16 protein-coding genes are annotated in these 17053 nt (G+C 35.3%); all 16 read left to right on the forward strand.

Features of this window, described 5'->3' with window-relative positions:
* Positions 1–105 precede the first annotated feature (105 nt).
* Positions 106–873, forward strand: coding sequence for an ABC transporter ATP-binding protein (locus IGJ34_RS03690; RefSeq protein WP_111248196.1), 768 nt, complete (start codon positions 106–108; stop codon positions 871–873).
* Complete coding sequence (locus IGJ34_RS03695; protein ID WP_430598147.1) at positions 863–2947, forward strand: FtsX-like permease family protein; 2085 nt, start codon at positions 863–865, stop codon at positions 2945–2947. The genes IGJ34_RS03690 and IGJ34_RS03695 overlap by 11 nt, the downstream gene beginning before the upstream one ends.
* A gap of 248 nt (positions 2948–3195) precedes the next feature.
* Complete coding sequence (locus tag IGJ34_RS03700) at positions 3196–3345, forward strand: teichoic acid D-Ala incorporation-associated protein DltX (protein ID WP_069645430.1); 150 nt, start codon at positions 3196–3198, stop codon at positions 3343–3345.
* A 13-nt stretch (positions 3346–3358) separates the two neighbouring features.
* Positions 3359–4876 carry a D-alanine--poly(phosphoribitol) ligase subunit DltA gene (dltA, locus tag IGJ34_RS03705; protein ID WP_430598148.1) on the forward strand — a complete coding sequence of 506 codons (1518 nt, stop codon included), beginning with the start codon at positions 3359–3361 and terminating at the stop codon, positions 4874–4876.
* The gene (dltB, locus tag IGJ34_RS03710) at positions 4873–6078 is read left to right on the forward strand and encodes a D-alanyl-lipoteichoic acid biosynthesis protein DltB (protein ID WP_069653386.1); all 1206 of its coding nucleotides are present in this window, start codon (positions 4873–4875) and stop codon (positions 6076–6078) included. The genes dltA and dltB overlap by 4 nt, the downstream gene beginning before the upstream one ends.
* A gap of 48 nt (positions 6079–6126) precedes the next feature.
* Positions 6127–6363, forward strand: coding sequence for a D-alanine--poly(phosphoribitol) ligase subunit DltC (gene dltC / locus IGJ34_RS03715; protein ID WP_069640965.1), 237 nt, complete (start codon positions 6127–6129; stop codon positions 6361–6363).
* The gene (dltD, locus tag IGJ34_RS03720) at positions 6363–7634 is read left to right on the forward strand and encodes a D-alanyl-lipoteichoic acid biosynthesis protein DltD (RefSeq protein ID WP_430598149.1); all 1272 of its coding nucleotides are present in this window, start codon (positions 6363–6365) and stop codon (positions 7632–7634) included. Before dltC ends, dltD begins: the two co-directional genes overlap by 1 nt.
* Positions 7635–7805: 171 nt before the next feature.
* Entirely contained in the window at positions 7806–8888 is a 1083-nt protein-coding gene (locus IGJ34_RS03725; protein ID WP_430598150.1) for a M42 family metallopeptidase, read from the forward strand.
* Between the two features lie 16 nt (positions 8889–8904).
* Positions 8905–9702, forward strand: a complete 798-nt coding sequence (locus IGJ34_RS03730) for a DUF975 family protein (RefSeq protein WP_111248194.1) — start codon at positions 8905–8907, stop codon at positions 9700–9702.
* A gap of 271 nt (positions 9703–9973) precedes the next feature.
* The gene (locus IGJ34_RS03735; protein WP_430598151.1) at positions 9974–10714 is read left to right on the forward strand and encodes an MBL fold metallo-hydrolase; all 741 of its coding nucleotides are present in this window, start codon (positions 9974–9976) and stop codon (positions 10712–10714) included.
* A gap of 13 nt (positions 10715–10727) precedes the next feature.
* Complete coding sequence (locus IGJ34_RS03740; protein ID WP_206838228.1) at positions 10728–11732, forward strand: lipoate--protein ligase; 1005 nt, start codon at positions 10728–10730, stop codon at positions 11730–11732.
* 215 nt (positions 11733–11947) lie between these two features.
* Complete coding sequence (locus IGJ34_RS03745) at positions 11948–13444, forward strand: phytoene desaturase family protein (RefSeq protein ID WP_069653390.1); 1497 nt, start codon at positions 11948–11950, stop codon at positions 13442–13444.
* Complete coding sequence (locus IGJ34_RS03750; RefSeq protein WP_206838230.1) at positions 13425–14303, forward strand: phytoene/squalene synthase family protein; 879 nt, start codon at positions 13425–13427, stop codon at positions 14301–14303. Before IGJ34_RS03745 ends, IGJ34_RS03750 begins: the two co-directional genes overlap by 20 nt.
* Before the next feature lie 210 nt (positions 14304–14513).
* A complete protein-coding gene (locus IGJ34_RS03755) occupies positions 14514–15194 on the forward strand; it encodes an O-methyltransferase (protein ID WP_206838233.1) in 681 nt (226 codons plus the stop codon).
* 76 nt (positions 15195–15270) lie between these two features.
* Positions 15271–15897, forward strand: a complete 627-nt coding sequence (locus IGJ34_RS03760) for an endonuclease III domain-containing protein (protein ID WP_207120648.1) — start codon at positions 15271–15273, stop codon at positions 15895–15897.
* A gap of 83 nt (positions 15898–15980) precedes the next feature.
* On the forward strand, positions 15981–16826 hold the full coding sequence (locus IGJ34_RS03765) for an alpha/beta hydrolase (RefSeq protein WP_430598152.1): 846 nt from the start codon (positions 15981–15983) through the stop codon (positions 16824–16826).
* Positions 16827–17053: the final 227 nt, after the last annotated feature.

The following is a 17053-nucleotide window of genomic DNA, read 5'->3' on the forward strand; positions in this document are numbered from 1 at the left end:
AATTGTTAAAAAAATTTATTATTACTGAATTGTAAGAGGAAACGATGTTCATCAACACGAAATATTGATATTATAAGGACAATGAATAAAACTGGAGCGAAAAACATGAAAAAAATTTTAGAAGTGAATCATTTAAGTAAATCATACGGCTATCGAAATAATAAAGTACAGGTATTGAATAATATTTCATTTTCTGTTGATCAAGGTGAATTTGTCGGAATCATGGGGCCAAGTGGTGCAGGAAAATCCACTTTATTGAGCACGATCTCAACAATTGCGTTACCGACAATTGGAACAGTTCAAATCGATGGTCAAGATATTTTAAAAATGAGAGACAATCAAATCAGTGATTTTCGCCGCAAAAAACTAGGCTTTATCTTTCAAAATTTTAATTTAATGGATACCTTGACTGTAAAAGATAATATTTTGCTCCCTTTGACTGTTGATCGAATGTCCTTGGTTGAAATGGAAAAACGCTTAGCACATGTTGCGAGTGTTTTGGGGATTGAACAATTGATGAACGCCTATCCAAATGCTATTTCGATCGGACAAAAACAACGAGTAGCTGCAGCACGTGCGTTGATTACCAAACCTAAAATAATTTTTGCTGATGAACCAACAGGATCTTTAGACTCTAAATCAGCAGCTGAATTGCTACAATACATGACAAATATGAACATACAAGATGATACAACGATTATGATGGTCACACATGATCCTTATACTGCAAGTTACTGTAATCGCATTTTGTTCATCAAAGATGGTGTGATTTTTTCAGAAGTTGTTCGGCAAGGCTCTAGAAAAGAATTTTTTAATCGGGTGATCGACATGCAAGCAACGATTGGCGGAGGTGGTCGAGCGAATGATTTTTAATTTGTCTTGGAAAAATTTTAAAGGCCAATTTCTCAATTATTTAGTTTACTTTGTCAGCATGACATTTGCAGTAGTTGTTTACTATTGTTTTAGTGCAATCACTTATAATAGAACGTTGGCAAATAGAGTTGGACAAGAGGTTCATATCAGTGGGGCGATGAATCTTGGTGGTGTTCTCGTTGTGATCATGATTTTAGGGTTTATGTTTGCAGCGAACCACTTCTTTTTATTGAAAAGAGGAAAAGAAATCGGCTTGTATCATTTGATCGGGATGCGAAAAGGACGGATCTCATATTTGTTTTTTGTAGAGACTTTGATTTTAGGAGCCATTTCTTTAGTTACGGGGATTCTATTAGGTATTGTCTTGTCTAAGCTATTTTCCATGATTTTGGCAAAGGCTATGTTTTTACAAGTAGAAAGTCTGTTTTTCGTGTCAATTCCTTCGATGATTCAAACGAGTATCGTATTTGGTTTTATGTTGTTGGCTGTCTCACTTCGAAGTACGTGGCTGATTTATCGTTATCAAGTTACAAATTTACTTAAGCCAATTGAAAAAAATACAACGAATCCAAATAAGCTGTCCTTGCTAAAAGGATGTTTAGGGATTCTTGGGCTAGTCCTTATTATTACAGGGTATTTTTTTTCGTATAATGTGATTCGGTTTGGTACAGTTTTAACGCATACATCTCTCGGCTTTGCTGGTTTTTTCATTGCACCTTTACTCATTATGATTATCTGCATGGTGGGAACGTATCTATTTTTTAAATATACGATGTATTTGATAGCATTTTTGTTTGGAAAGAATAAAGTCAATTATTATCGAAATTTGAATATGCTTGCTTTGGGAAATTCAAAACTTCATATTAAAAGAAGTGGAAACACCTTATCTATAGTGACTATTTTTATTGCAATAGCATTAGGAATGATCGGCGGTGCGGCCTCTATTTATACTATTGGTATGAATTCGGTCAATATAACAGCACCTACTGATTTTATTGTTGCAGAGGATAGTTTTAAAAAAATCGAGCAAACAATTGAAAAGGAACCGGATACAACCATTGATACATTAGTAAAATTGAATTATAAGTTGACGGGTAGCCAATTTCATCTTAAAATTGGACAGGATGAGAAAGAAAATAGAATTAGTCCGATGAACCTATTAGCACTTTCAAATTATCGTGAATTTCAAAAAATAAATCCTTATTTAAAGAATATTCATTTAAAAAACAAAGACGATATTGTTATTTTAGATAGTTTACAAAATATTCTAAGTGGGTATATTCGTTATGATTCGACTATTCATTTATCTGAAGGAATAGAACTTCATGTTTCGGACGTTCGTCCTGATTACTTAGGGCAGTATCTATTAAGGTACACGCTTCCTACCATTGTAGTATCAGATGAACAGTTTAAGGAGATAAACTCTGGTATTACCTATGCGCTCAGAGCGTTTAATGTCCAAGCAAAAGATGAAGAAGCTTTAGCCAATAAGTTGTCAGAGGTTGTTAGACCCAATTGGGTATCACCTGTTTATTATAAGTATGATTTGGTAGATGGTCAGTTGGAAGGTTATACATCAAAAACCAGTTTAGAACCTAAAAATAAGAGTCAACAAAATTTTTCAGAAGAAAATGAGCAGGAATACTCTCAACTAAATTATACGAATCGTTTTACAGAATTAAGGTATGAGAGAAGAGTAATGGGATTGTTTATTTATGTGGCAATGTTTTTAGGTGTCTTGGCCTTTATCATTACGGGTAGTATTTTGATGTTGCAGCAATTTTCTGAGGCGGAGCGAGAAAAAGAAAGCTATATTTTGTTAAAAAAAATGGGGATTCCCCAAAAAGAAATTACTAAGCTAGTCTACCAGCAAAATAGTATTATTTTCTTTCCACCAATGATCATTGGTGTCTTGCATGCAACTTTTGCGATTTATGTGTTTAGTCGCTATATCACAAGTTCTGGTTATTGGTTGGCCTATCTTTCTTGCGGGATGTTGATTTTGATTTATTTAGCCTATTATTTCTTAACATCAGCAATCTATTCAAGAATTATTCATGGGAAAGATCGATAATAATTTAAATTTTTTTTAAGTATTTTATATCTGGAAATTCATATAAAAAAAAGAATTTTCTTGTATTTTCCTTATTATAAGAGGGTGGAACAATACGTTTTATTTTTGTCCCGCCTTCTTTTTATGCAGAAGTGACAAAACTGTTAGTGTAAAAAAAACGTTCATCTGCGAATTAAGTTTCTTTTCTTGATTGTTTTGATTACAATAGCAGTACAAAACGTGAATATGTGTAATTTTGGAGGCATAAAATGAAACAATTTTTTGATAAACCCAATGTTCAATATTGGGGTAAATTCATTGGAAAAACCCTTTTTTATTTTGGCATACTGCTAATGTTGATTTATTTATATCATTACAAAAATATTGATGGTGGCTCATTTATTTATAATGAGTTTTAGGGAGGAAGACTTCATGACGATTTTAAATATTATTGACGCAATCGATCGTTGGGGGATGAAGGAGCCAAACCGCCCCGTTTATATTGAAACCAATCGAACGTATACTTATGGAGAGTTGAAAAGAGACTCTGATGCAGTGGCTGCATATTTGCAGAAAAACATAGGACATAGTCGTCCAGTAGTAGTGTATGGTGAATTAGAATTTGAAATGTTGGCGTGTTTTTTAGGCGCCTCAAAAGCTGGGCATGCGTATATACCAATCGAAGCACATACACCAAAAGACAGAGTTGAAATGATTTTAGAAGTAGCCGATCCAGCTGTGATTTTTTCTGTCAAGGAATGGCCAGATCTAGAAACTGCGGCTGAAATTGTTCCACTTGAAAAAATTCAGGAGATTTGTACTCAATCGTGGACTTTAAACGTTCCGTTTGAACCAGTTGTTGATTCAGAAACCTACTATATTATTTTTACCTCTGGAACGACAGGTGTTCCGAAAGGAGTTCAAATCAGTCATGCCAATCTTTTAAGTTTTGTTAATTGGGAACTTTCGGATTTTGGTATTACTGAAGGGATGCGTTTTTTGGCACAAGCACCTTATTCATTTGATTTATCCGTGATGGATTTGTATCCTGCACTAACTTCTGGTGGTTCCTTAACGCCAATGCGAAAAGAAATTATCAATGACTTCAAGCAATTATTTACAGTGTTGCCAACGTTAGAAATTGAAGTTTGGGTTTCAACTCCTTCATTTATGGATATCTGTTTAATGGAACCAACGTTTGATGGAGAGCATGTGGATCGTTTAAAAGTATTTCTTTTTTGTGGAGAAGAGTTGCCTAAAGCCACAGCACAAAAGTTATTGGAACGTTTTCCGAAAGCACATATCTTTAATACGTATGGACCAACAGAAGCAACAGTTGCTATTTCTGGTGTAGAAATCACACATGAACTTCTAGAGGAATACAGTCGTGTACCGATCGGCTATGTAAAAAATGATACAAATGTTTACATCATGAATGATGAGTCTGAGGTTTCAGCTGAAGAAGTAGGCGAAATCGTGATTGCAGGACCAAGCGTTTCGAAAGGCTATCTAAACAATCAAGAAAAAACAGATGCTGCTTTCTTTGAATACAAAGGTCAACCAGCATATCGCACAGGCGATGCTGGAAAATTAAAAGAGGGTATGTTGATTTATGATGGACGTATCGATTTTCAGGTAAAACTTCATGGTTATCGAATTGAGCTTGAAGATATTGATCACCATCTGGCGGAAGTTTCCTATGTGAAACAAGCAGCCGTTGTACCTAAATACCAAAATCATAAGGTTCAACAGCTCGTCGCTTTTGTCGTCGCTAATCCTCATTCGTTTGAAAAAGAATTTAAATTATCAAAAGCTATCAAAGCAGAATTAGGCTTGTCAGTAATGGAGTATATGATTCCACAGAAATTTATCTATGTGGAGCAACTACCACTGACAGCCAATGGAAAGATCGACCGCAAAGGGCTGATGAAAGAGGTGAATGCAACATGATCGACTTTCCTCACATGATTCCTTATGCGAATCCGATTTATTTTATTTACTTACTGATTGCACTATTACCGATGATTCTGACATTATTGATCAAAGGCAAACGGTGGGCATGGTATCAGGTTTTAGTAACGTTATTATTCTTGTATATGAGTTTTGGCGGTGAAGATTGGAAACAAGGTGTTGCGTTGATCGGTTATGTCATTTGGCAGACGATCTTGGTCTGGTTTTATTTTCATTATCGCCAAAAGAAAAATGCAAGTAAGATTTTTTACTTAGCTGTATTTTTAGCGATTTTGCCATTGGTATTAGTAAAGGTAATGCCTTTTGTTTCTGGACATGCATCATTGGTAGGATTTCTAGGGATTTCCTATTTAACCTTTAAGTCTGTTCAGATCATTATGGAAATGCGTGATGGTTCGATCAAAGAATACAACATCTTCCGCTACATTGAATTTCTGTTATTCTTTCCAACGATTTCATCTGGACCGATCGACCGTTATCGTCGTTTTGAAAAAGATGTTGAAAATCCACCAACACCTGAAAAATATGTCGACTTTTTAGGCAAAGGAATTCATAATTTTTTCTTAGGATTCTTGTATAAATTTATTATTGGGTATTATTTTGGTCAAGTGTTGATGCCCGTTGTGGCGAAAATAGCCTTAAAAACGGGTGGTTTTTCTTGGGAATTAGTTGCGTATATGTATATTTATAGTATGTACTTATTCTTTGATTTTGCCGGTTACAGTTTGTTTGCCGTTGGAACGAGCTACTTGATGGGCTATGATACGCCGATTAACTTCAATAAGCCGTTCTTGAGTTGGAATATCAAAGAATTTTGGAATCGTTGGCATATGACGTTATCATTTTGGTTCCGCGATTACGTTTATATGCGTTTGATGTTTACGTTGATCAAGAAAAAAGTCTTTAAAAGTAGAATCGTCGCTTCAAATGTAGGGTACTTTGCTTTATTCTTATTGATGGGTGTTTGGCATGGACTAACCTGGTATTATCTAGCCTATGGTCTTTATCACGCTGCGTTGATTTGTTTGACGGATGCTTGGCTACGTTTTAAGAAAAAACACAAAGAACATATTCCATCGAATAAATTCACCCATGTATTTGCGATTTTCTTAACTTTTAATGCAGTATGCTTCAGTTTCTTGATTTTCTCAGGATTTTTAGATACATTATTCTTTAAATAAAAACAAATAACATACAGCTAAAAACTGTACGACAGAGGAGAAATACACATGAACATAGAAGAAACAGTCTTAGATATTTTAGAAGAAATTGCCGGAACAGACGAAGTGAAAGAAAATAGAGAAGTTGATTTATTTGAAGAAGGCTTGATGGATTCACTTGCAACGGTTCAGCTATTAGTTGAAATCGATGGACAATTAGGTGTACAAGTACCAGTTTCAGAATTTGACCGCGATTTATGGAACACACCAAATAAAGTTATCGAACAAGTGAAAGCATTACAATAATGAGCATGAAGAAAAAACTCTTTGGAATCTTTGGGCCAATCCTGATTTCTGCGGTACTATTAGTTGTCTTCTTCTTTGCACCTTTCAAAATAGATTTGGAGAGCAAACATGTTCTTGCAGATGCCTCCACTTCTATGGCGACAAATGTGCTTAGAGGAAATGCAATTAAAAATAAAGCAATTGGTTCAAAAGAATATGTTCCATTTTTTGGCTCTTCAGAACTGAGTCGAATTAGCGCATTTCACCCTTCTGTTTTGGCGGATAAATATAATCGAAGTTATCGTCCGTTTTTATTAGGTGCACCGGGAACACAATCTTTAACACAAGCATTGATGATGCAATCGATGGGGGAAGATCTTTCTCATAAAAAGGTTGTTTTCATTATTTCACCACAGTGGTTTGTGAAAAATGGGGTAAGCAATGATTATTTTAATGCTTATTATTCTGAGTTACAAACGTATCAATGGGTCAGTGATTTAAAAAAAGTTACACCGGATGATGTGTATCTAGCAAAGCGCCTAATGGATTTTCCGAAAGTAAAAGAAGACAAACGCTTAGCTAGTGCTTTGAACGCTATTATTTCTGGAAAATTACCCAATTCATCTGACAAGCAGTACATCGAGTTAATGATCAATCTGTTTTCTCGTGAGGATGAATTATTTGGCAAAATTGGTATGATAAGCAAAAATAAAGAAATCAAAAAAGCTGAAAAAGCTTTGCCAGAAACGTATAATGCGAATGAGTTAGATCAACTAGCTGCTGAAATAGGTCAGAAGGCAACTAGCAATAATTCGTTTGAAATCTCAAATTCTTTTTATACAAAACGCTTAAAAAAGAATTTGAACCATTTAGAAAATTCGCAAACAGATTTGGATTATCGTTTTTCACCAGAATTTTCCGATTTGCAACTAGTGTTAAGTCAATTAGCACAGGATAATGCTGAAGTATTATTCATTATCCCGCCAGTGAATAAGCATTGGTCGGACTTTACAGGACTTTCTCAAGATATGTTGCAAGAATTTGCAAAAAAGGTTAAGTATCAATTAACCTCACAAGGATTTACAAATATTGCGGACTTGACGAAAGAGTGTAACACGCAATATTTTATGGCCGACACGATTCACTTAGGGTGGCGAGGTTGGTTGGATGCGGATCAACGCATTCAACCATTTCTTGAAAAGAAATCACCAAATACGCCGAACTATAGACTTGATGAGACTTTTTACTCAAAAGAATGGCAGCAAAAAGAACCAGATGATATAAAAAATTAGTTAGTTAGTTTTGGCAAGAATGGACATACGAGTGTTCCCTTCTTGCTTTTTTGATTATTTGACCAGCTCTATTTTATTTTCTGAATCTTATTTAGATAACTTTTATATGTTAATGACAGATGAATGGTATAATAAAATAGAAATTTTTATGACTAGAAGGGAGTTTTTAATGTGGATCACAAAGAAGAAAAAATGTTAATAGCGTTAACAAGTGCCAAAGGAGTACCCGGCAATGAAGGGGAAGTTAGAGACTTATTCAAAAAATACGCAGAACCTTTTGCGGATAAAATCATGTATGATGGTTTAGGGAGTATTATTGCTAAACGTGTCGGTGATAAAGAAGGACCAAAAATTTTCTTCTCAGGACATTTAGACGAAGTTGGTTTCATGGTGACACAAATTACTGAAAAAGGGTTTATCAAATTCCAAACACTTGGTGGCTGGTGGGGACAAGTCATGTTAGCTCAACAAGTGCAGATCAAAACAGGTAAAGGTGAGTTGTTTCATGGTGTAATTGGTTCGAAACCACCTCATGTATTAACTGTTGAGGCGAGAAAACAACCATATGACGTTGCAGATATGTTTATTGATATTGGTGCTTCGAGTGATAAACAAGTAGCGGAGTGGGGGATTAAACCAGGTGATATGATCACACCGTACATTGAATATCGCCGAATGAACGATACTAAGTTTATGTTAGCAAAAGCTTGGGATAATCGCATTGGCACAGCGGTGTCTTTAAAAGTGTTAGAAAACTTAGCGACAGAGGGACATCCTAATATTCTATTTGCTGGTAGCGATGTACAAGAAGAAGTTGGCTTGCGTGGTGCTCAAACCAGTACCCATCTAGTTGATCCAGATATTGCTTTTGCTCTGGATACGGGAACAGCAGGAGATACTCCTGGTATGACACCAAAAGAAGCAGATTCTGAACTAGGAAAAGGCCCGCAAATCTTAATTTTCGATGCGTCAATGATTCCACATAAAAAATTACGTGATTTTGTGATTCAAGTTGCAGAGGAAAATAATATTCCTTTTCAGTATACAGTGATCACGGGTGGAGGGACTGATGCAGGTAGAATGCATTTAACTCGAAACGGAGTGCCGTCACTGGCAATCACAGTTCCAGTTCGTTATTTACATTCGCATACCTCTATGATCCATGAAGATGATTATTTAAATACTGTGAAGCTGGTTACAGAAGTAGTGAAGCGTTTAGACAAAGAAACAGTCGCTAAACTTCGTAGTTATTAAAAAGGAGATACTTTAAATGAAAAATCAAATAACAAATGGCATGCACCGAGAACAAGCTCGAACAGCATTAAAAGACCATTGGGGAACGATGGCTTGGATCACGTTTCTAGCTGGATTTATTCGTCTTATTATAGGCTCGGTAATAGGCGGTATTGCTAATTTACCAGAAGATAGTGCAGGAAGTAATTTTATCTCATTTTTACTGAATAACTTTCTCTTTTTTGCTATTTCTTATGGTACGTATTATTGCGCTTTGCGGGTATTACGTGGTAAAAGAGTTGAATCAGGAATGCTAACGACAATTTTTCAAGGTAAGTTTTATTTTCCTATGTTGTTGATCAATTTTATCCAGTACCTCATTGAATTAGTATTGAATCTAATTGTGTTGCTGCCAGTTCTCTTGTCTTCTGGCGTAACCATGTACTTTGGATTGATGTTCAATAGTATTTCAGTTGAACGACTTCAATCTGAAATGAGTGGCGATCTCTTTTTTGTTTTATTATTACTTATTTTTGGATTTTTAATGATTTTAGTCGGTGTTTTTGTCAGTGGCGTCTTTCAATTTGCTGTTTGGGTAAAACTTGATGATCCAGAATTATCAGTAGTAGATGCCCTTAAATATGCATTGTTCTTGATGCAAGGCCGCTTTGGACAATATTTACTTCTACAATTATCTTTTATTGGTTGGTTTATCATCGGAGCGTTAGTCTTCGTAATCGGTTTATTATGGGTGATTCCGTATCACGATGTTGCAATTGCAAGTTTCTATGACACAGCTCGTGAAGAAAAAGGTGCGCCAGCAATAGTCGAATAACTGAAACAAAGCGAGGCTGGAACAGAAGCGTTTAATCCTGAGAAATAAGAAGGGATTGCTTCTGCTCCCATCGTTTATTCGCATCTGGGGTGTGAAACAAAAGTGATTTTACTTTTGTCCCACACCCGTTTTTTTGTAAAACATTGAATGATTTATTAGGGGAACTTTAGAGAAAAAGTAGCAAAAGTGGGTATTCAAGTATAAATAATTGTCTTCATTTTCCTTTTTTATGTTACGATTGAGTGAAGACGAATCAAGGAGGTCGATGAAGTTGAAAATAACCGTATTAGGCTGTTTAGGCGCTTATCCTTACAAAGGAGAGGGGACCAGTTCCTATTTGTTAGAATCAGATGGGTTTAAGCTATTGCTAGATGCTGGTAGCACCACTTTAGTCAATTTAGAAGAACATCTTGATCCATTAATGTTAGATGCAGTCATATTATCACATTATCATTATGATCATATTGCTGATCTTGGTGTGTTGCAGTATTATCGCCAATTGTACCCAGTGATGGAGCCGACACCTGTTTTGCCGATTTATGGACATACAGATGATCCTGTTCACTTTGACGCGTTAAATATGTCAGGTGTATCAAAAGCGGTCCCATATTTTGAAGCAGAAGAATTAAAAGTAGGCCCATTTCTTGTGACATTTATGAAAACAATCCACCCTGTCCCTTGTTACGCGATGCGTTTTGTCGAAGAAAAAACAGGCAAAGTGTTTGTTTTCACTGGTGATTCGGGTTACTTGGAAAGTTTTGTGGATTTTGCGAAAGATGCAGATGTTTTTTTAGCAGATACGTATCTATTTGAAGGCAACGAACATCATCATGCTCATTTTACTTCTAAAGAATCAGGTGAAATCGCAAAAGCAGCTCAGGTTAAACAGCTGATTTTGACCCATTTACCGCAACATGGCTCGCTAGAAGAGCTAAGACAGCAAGCTGAAAAAGCTGCGGGCAGTCAAGTAACTGTTCGTTTAGCAGAAAAAAATTTAGTTATCAAAATTTAAGGAGTGGTGAACTGTGATTTTTGTACCAAACGAAAATAACGATCCAAGAGTCAACTTAGCGATTGAGACCTATTTATTAAAAGAAAAACCTTTAGATGAACCGATTCTATTATTTTATATCAATGATCCATCAATTATTATTGGACGTAACCAAAATACGATCGAAGAAATCAATAAAGAATATGTAGATGAACATGGAATTCATGTCGTTCGTCGTCTAAGTGGCGGTGGTGCAGTGTATCATGATCATGGAAATTTGAATTTTAGTTTTATCATGCCAGATGATGGGAACTCTTTCCGTGATTTTGCTAAAGTAACACAACCAATCATTCAAGCTTTACATGAATTAGGGGTTTCTGGTGCAGAATTAAAAGGCCGGAATGATTTAGTTATTGATGGTATGAAGTTTTCCGGAAATGCGATGTACGCTACAGCAGGAAGAATGTTTGCTCATGGGACATTGATGTTTGACAGCAATATTGATGAAGTTGTGAATACATTAAAAGTTCGCAAAGATAAAATCGAGTCAAAAGGCATTAAATCCGTTCGTTCACGAGTAACTAATATCAAGCCATTCTTACCAGCAGACAAACAAGATATGACGACAGAACAATTTCGTGAAGATATTTTATTGAAAATTTTCGGAGTTGACTCTGTTGATCAAGTAAAAACGTATGAATTAACGGATGAAGACTGGGAAAAAATCAACAAAATTTCAGACGAGTATTATCGGAATTGGGATTGGAATTATGGCAAATCACCAGCCTTCAATCTAGAGCGTCATCAGCGTTTTCCAATTGGTTCTATTGATGCACAAATGAACGTAGAAGAGGGAGAAATCAAAGAAATCAAAATCTTTGGCGATTTCTTTGGACTCGGTGAAATCAAAGATGTAGAAGATATTTTAACTGGTACAAAATATGAAAAATCAGCAATCGAAGCAGCAGTTGATCAGATTGATATCAAAAACTATTTTGGGAACATTGAAAAAGAAGATTTAGTCGGTTTATTGTATTAAACGAAAGAATAATGAAAAGTGTGTGTTGCTTGTTTTTAGATAAAAACAAGTAATGTACACTTTTGTTTTTATCTCATTTACTCGGATTTTAAGTAGCTAGGAGAAGACGTTTTGTTTTATTTTGTTTATTTCTATTTTTTCCTAAAAAATCTAAATAATTTACATTATCAATTGATAAGGATATACTTAAAAAAACGAGTTGGTGGTGTATAATAGTGAAAAAAGTTATAGTAATTGGTGCAGGAGCTGCAGGATTAGCAGCAGCTATTCGTCTGCAACACGAAGGGTATAATGTTCATTTGTACGAGAAAAATGAACAAGTCGGTGGTAAAATGTACCAAATAAAAGAACAAGGATTTACCTTTGACGTAGGTCCGACCATCGTAATGATGCCTGAAATTTATCGTGAAGTTTTTGAACAATGTGGGAAAGACCCAGATCAATATATACCGATGAAAAAAGTTGATCCCATGTTATCCTTGAACTTTCCAAATGAAGAAACGTTGAACATGTCTTCCGATCTAGTGTCTTTAACGTCACTTTTAGAAGGTATTTCAGAAGAGGATATGCAAGGATATCTAGAATATTTAGCAAGTATTTATAAACGGTATCAAATAGCGAAAAAGGCTTTCATTATGAAATCATTTCGTTCTTTTTGGGATTTTTATAATCCGAGATCATTGATTGATGGGTTTAGATTACACACATTTAATGATGCCTATAGTTCTATTTCAAAATTTGTAAAAGACGAAAGATTACGGAAAGCATTAGCCTTCCAAACTCTTTACATAGGGGTTTCTCCTTATAATGGTCCTTCTCTTTATACAATTATTCCTATGATTGAACTAATTTATGGCATCTGGTTTATTGAAGGTGGGATGTATACCTTGGCTACAGGAATGGCCAAAGCTTTTGAAGAGCTTGGTGGTACGATTCACCTTAATACACCTGTGAAAGAAATCATCATAGAAAATAAACAAGCAACAGGAATCAGGACAGAAGAGGGCATTATCCCGAGTGATTACGTCGTGTGTAATGCTGATTTTCCTTATGCAATGAAGTCATTGTTACCAGATGAAAAGACTAGAGGAAAATATACCGATAAAAAAATTGATAAGTTGGATTATTCCTGTTCATGTTTCATTCTTTATCTTGGTCTGGATAAAAAATATCCAGTGGATTCACTTCATACGATTCGATTTGCTGAAGATTTTGAAAAAAATATTAATGATATTTTTGAAGATGGAAAATTACCAGATGACCCTTCATTTTATATTTATGTTCCGTCTTCAATCGATGAAAGTTTAGCGCCAGAAGGGCATGAAGGAGTTTATATTTTGGTGCCTGTTCCTGAACTCTCACAAGGAGTGGATTGGAACGAATCAACAACGCAGGCATTTCGACAAAACGTTCTCGATTTAGTCAAAAAAGAAACTATTTTCTCTGATATAGAAGAACATATCGTTTATGAATCTCTCTATACACCTAAAGAGTTCAAGCAAAATTTTAATGCTTATAATGGTGCAACATTCGGACTGAAACCGACCTTAAAACAAAGTAACTATTATCGTCCTCATAATAAATTCGATTATGCAGATAACCTTTATTTTTGCGGTAGTAGTACACATCCAGGGGCGGGAGTTCCGATTGTTTTAACAAGCGCTAAGTTAGCTGCGGAGGAGTTGTTGAAAGATGATAAAAAGAAAAGATGACGTAACAAAACTATTTTCAATGTATGAATCAGATTTCGCTTTGTGTGAGGAAACGATTCGCAATCATTCAAAAAGTTTTTATAAAGCCTTTTCTAAACTTCCAAAGCAAAAAGCACTAAGTATTTTTGCTATTTATTCTTTTTGTCGTGAAGCAGATGATAGCATTGATGTATACCGTGATGTGGATCGTTTAAACAAATTAAAACGTGAATTAGATGACTTTTTAGCAGGGAAAATTCCAGATCGTTATTTTTGGAGAGCCTTAGTGCCAGTATTCGAAACCTATGAAATGAATCAACAGTCTTTTTATGATATGTTATTGGGGCAAGAGATGGATTGGACGTTTCAACAACCTGAAACACAGACTGAATTAGAAGAATATTCTTACTATGTTGCAGGATCAGTCGGATTGATGTTGTTGCCAATTCTTTCTGATCGTCCTGATGAAATAAGAAGCCAAGCAATCCAATTAGGTGAAGCCATGCAAATCACGAATATTTTAAGAGATATCGGAGAAGACTACAATAATCAGCGAATCTATCTTCCAAAGGAAATCATGGAAAGATTTGATGTTTCACTTGATTCGTTGGAAAAAGGCATCATCAATGATTCTTTTATAGAATTATGGGAATACGAGGCAACAAGAGCTGAGCAACTATACTCAAAAGCCCAAACAATGCTAGCTTCTATCCACAAAGATTGTCAAGAAGCACTGTTACTATCTATCTATTTTTACAAAGGTATTTTAAATTCAGTTAGGCAAAGCAACTATCAATGTTTTAATAAGAGAAACTTCGTGAAGAAAAGTCAGCAACTTGAATTGTACCAAAAAGCAAAAAACTATTTGAAAACATTATAGGATAATGGATACCCTTTAAATGTTTCATGATTGTTTTTAGTTTAAGTCTAGTAAAATCGTAGTAGATTAAAAAGAATGCATCGTTGTTAAAAGACATGAACGAAACTATTTTCTCAAAACAGCTAAAAAAGGCTATTAACCGAAAATGATTTCTGCTATATTACTAGTAGTGAAAACTAGAAATGATTGACTTTTGGAAGGATGAATAACGTGCGCAACGAAATGATGCATCGACCAGTTGTGAAACCAGAACTTGTTGAATTTATGCGAAATAAACAAAAAAAAATCCAAGGTGAACTTGGTGTAATAGAAGAAGAAGCACACGAAGCGGGAGTACCAATCATTCCCCATGAAACAGTAGTGTTCTTACAATTTTTCTTAGATCAAATCAAACCCAAGAACATTTTAGAAATAGGGACAGCAATCGGCTTTTCTTCTAGCCTTATGGCGCAATGTGTCGGGGAAGACGGACATGTTACGACGATCGATCGATTTGATGTAATGATCAGAAAAGCGAAAGTAACCTATGAACGTTTAGGTCTAACGGACAAAGTAACTTTATTAGAAGGACAAGCGGCGGAAATTTTGCCGACACTAAGTGGTCCTTATGACTTTATTTTTATGGACAGTGCAAAATCTAAATATATCGAATTTTTACCAGAATGCTTACGCTTATTACGCGTTGGCGGTGTGTTGATGGTGGATGATGTTTTCCAAGCAGGCACGATTTTAGACCCAATCGAAGAAATTCCACGTAGCCAAAGAACGATTCATAGAAAATTGAATCAATTTTTAGAGACAGTTATGACCCATCCAGATTTGACCTCAACATTATTGCCGTTAGGTGATGGCGTGATCATGATCACAAAAGAAAGAGAACTAACTGAATAACGAATAGACAACTTGGGTCAGGATTTAATTATTTTGATCTGAGTTTTTTTATGTGACGATAAAGGAGTAGATAAAGTTGAAATCAGATAAAGAAAAGCTTCAAGTGTTAAATAATTTGGTCGCACATTACGGTTTTCAATATTGGTGGGAAGATGAAAATCGGATTTCTGATTGGGTTTCGATGATCTTGATCCAGCAGACGACTGAAAAAAATGCGCATAAAGCATTGGCTAATTTGGAACCTTATCTAACAGTAGAAAGTCTTCATGAAATGGAATTAGAAACACTTCAAGAACTGATCCGTCCAGCAGGATTTTTCACTCAAAAAAGTAACTATATCAAAGCATTGATCAGTTGGTTTATTTCCCATGATAGAGATTTTGATAAATTTCGTGCTTACTCTACTGAAGCGTTAAGAAAAGAGCTGTTAACGATCAAAGGTGTTGGATCAGAAACAGCAGATGCGATGCTCCTTTATATTTTTGAACGAAATGTTTTTATCGCGGATCAATATGCCATTCGTTTGTTTAATCGTTTGGGTTTTGGTCCCTATAAGACGTACGAAGAAATGCGGAAAGACTTCAATCATTTGACGGATGGAATTCCTCATGATTTATGTAAAGAATGGCATGCAGCAATTGATGTTCATGGTAAGCATTTTGGCAAAGACAAGAATATGGATGAATCATTTTTAATCTCCTAAGCTTAGTTTCCTTCTTTCGATTGTGTTTAATGTTCGTTTAAGTTTCAAGGCGTACACTTTCTCTATGAGAGGAGGGAAACGTCATGAATACTACTAAAAACATAAAAAGAAAGATTCCTAAAATACTTTTGATTGTAGGTGTTATTCTAATGCTCTTTCTTTTATTTCAAAAAAGCCTAACGGCATTCGCCGAAAAATTTACATCAACAAGTGACCCCGTGGCAATTCAAACGCCGACGATTTTTGTACCAGGCACAAATGGGACAGTGAATCGATTCAATGGCTTGATCAAAGCCTTAGATTCAAAAGCTGACGTGTTAAAAGTGACCGTAGCAACAGACGGAACGGTTTCCTCTAAAGGAAAATTACCAAGTACCGCAGAACATCCTATCATCGTGATTGCGTTTGAAGACAGTAGTGATGAGACACTACCCGTTCAAGGAAAATGGTATCAATTAGCATTACATTATATCCAAGAAAAATACTCATTTGAAACATACAATTACTTAGGGCACTCCAATGGCGGATTAGTCATTACCTCTTATCTGGAAGAATTTCAACAAACTGGTGACCCTGAATTAGCCAAACTAATCACACTAGGAACGCCTTATAATGATACGTCAAAAAAATATAATGAAGCGGTGACTTCATTTACCCAACTAAAAGAAACTAGCGACCTGCTTAAAGGCTATTTAACGAATCTAGAAAATATCCCTGATACAATTGAGATGTTGAATATTGCTGGAGAGGTTGATGATACGGCATCTGATAATACCGTTCCTGTGCAAAGCGTCTTTTCTGGAAGGTACATTTATCAGGATCAAGTAGCGGAGTATCAGGAAGTGTTGATCGAAGGAGAAAATACAAGTCACAGCGAGTTAGTTGAAAATCAGAAAGTCGTTCAATTATTGAAAGATTTTTTTTGGTAGAATAGAATGAAAATGAAATAGGATAAAGACTCTTGTCTTTGTTCTGTTTTCATTTTATGATGTAAGTATAATCAGACAAGTAAAAAACGATTGTTTTTTTGCTTAATGAGAATGAAAGAGCTATTTTCTCAAAGAAAAGCCGAAAATAGCAAAAATAAAATAACTAAACTATAATAATTCTATTGACATAATAATTTTAAATTGATACGCTAAGAGTGTAGAAAAAT

This window comes from Enterococcus sp. AZ177 (assembly GCF_050544585.1).
GTDB classification, from domain to species: domain Bacteria; phylum Bacillota; class Bacilli; order Lactobacillales; family Enterococcaceae; genus Enterococcus_L; species Enterococcus_L plantarum.

Bases quoted from the DNA above. Each gene is read 5' to 3' on its own strand.
- dltB (WP_069653386.1), top strand. From the start codon at position 4,873: ATGATCGACTTTCCTCACATGATTCCTTATGCGAATCCGATTTATTTT.
- dltA (WP_430598148.1), top strand. From the start codon at position 3,359: ATGACGATTTTAAATATTATTGACGCAATCGATCGTTGGGGGATGAAG.
- IGJ34_RS03730 (WP_111248194.1), top strand. From the start codon at position 8,905: ATGAAAAATCAAATAACAAATGGCATGCACCGAGAACAAGCTCGAACA.
- dltD (WP_430598149.1), top strand. From the start codon at position 6,363: ATGAGCATGAAGAAAAAACTCTTTGGAATCTTTGGGCCAATCCTGATT.
- IGJ34_RS03695 (WP_430598147.1), top strand. From the start codon at position 863: ATGATTTTTAATTTGTCTTGGAAAAATTTTAAAGGCCAATTTCTCAAT.
- dltC (WP_069640965.1), top strand. From the start codon at position 6,127: ATGAACATAGAAGAAACAGTCTTAGATATTTTAGAAGAAATTGCCGGA.
- IGJ34_RS03750 (WP_206838230.1), top strand. From the start codon at position 13,425: ATGATAAAAAGAAAAGATGACGTAACAAAACTATTTTCAATGTATGAA.
- IGJ34_RS03765 (WP_430598152.1), top strand. From the start codon at position 15,981: ATGAATACTACTAAAAACATAAAAAGAAAGATTCCTAAAATACTTTTG.
- IGJ34_RS03690 (WP_111248196.1), top strand. From the start codon at position 106: ATGAAAAAAATTTTAGAAGTGAATCATTTAAGTAAATCATACGGCTAT.
- IGJ34_RS03700 (WP_069645430.1), top strand. From the start codon at position 3,196: ATGAAACAATTTTTTGATAAACCCAATGTTCAATATTGGGGTAAATTC.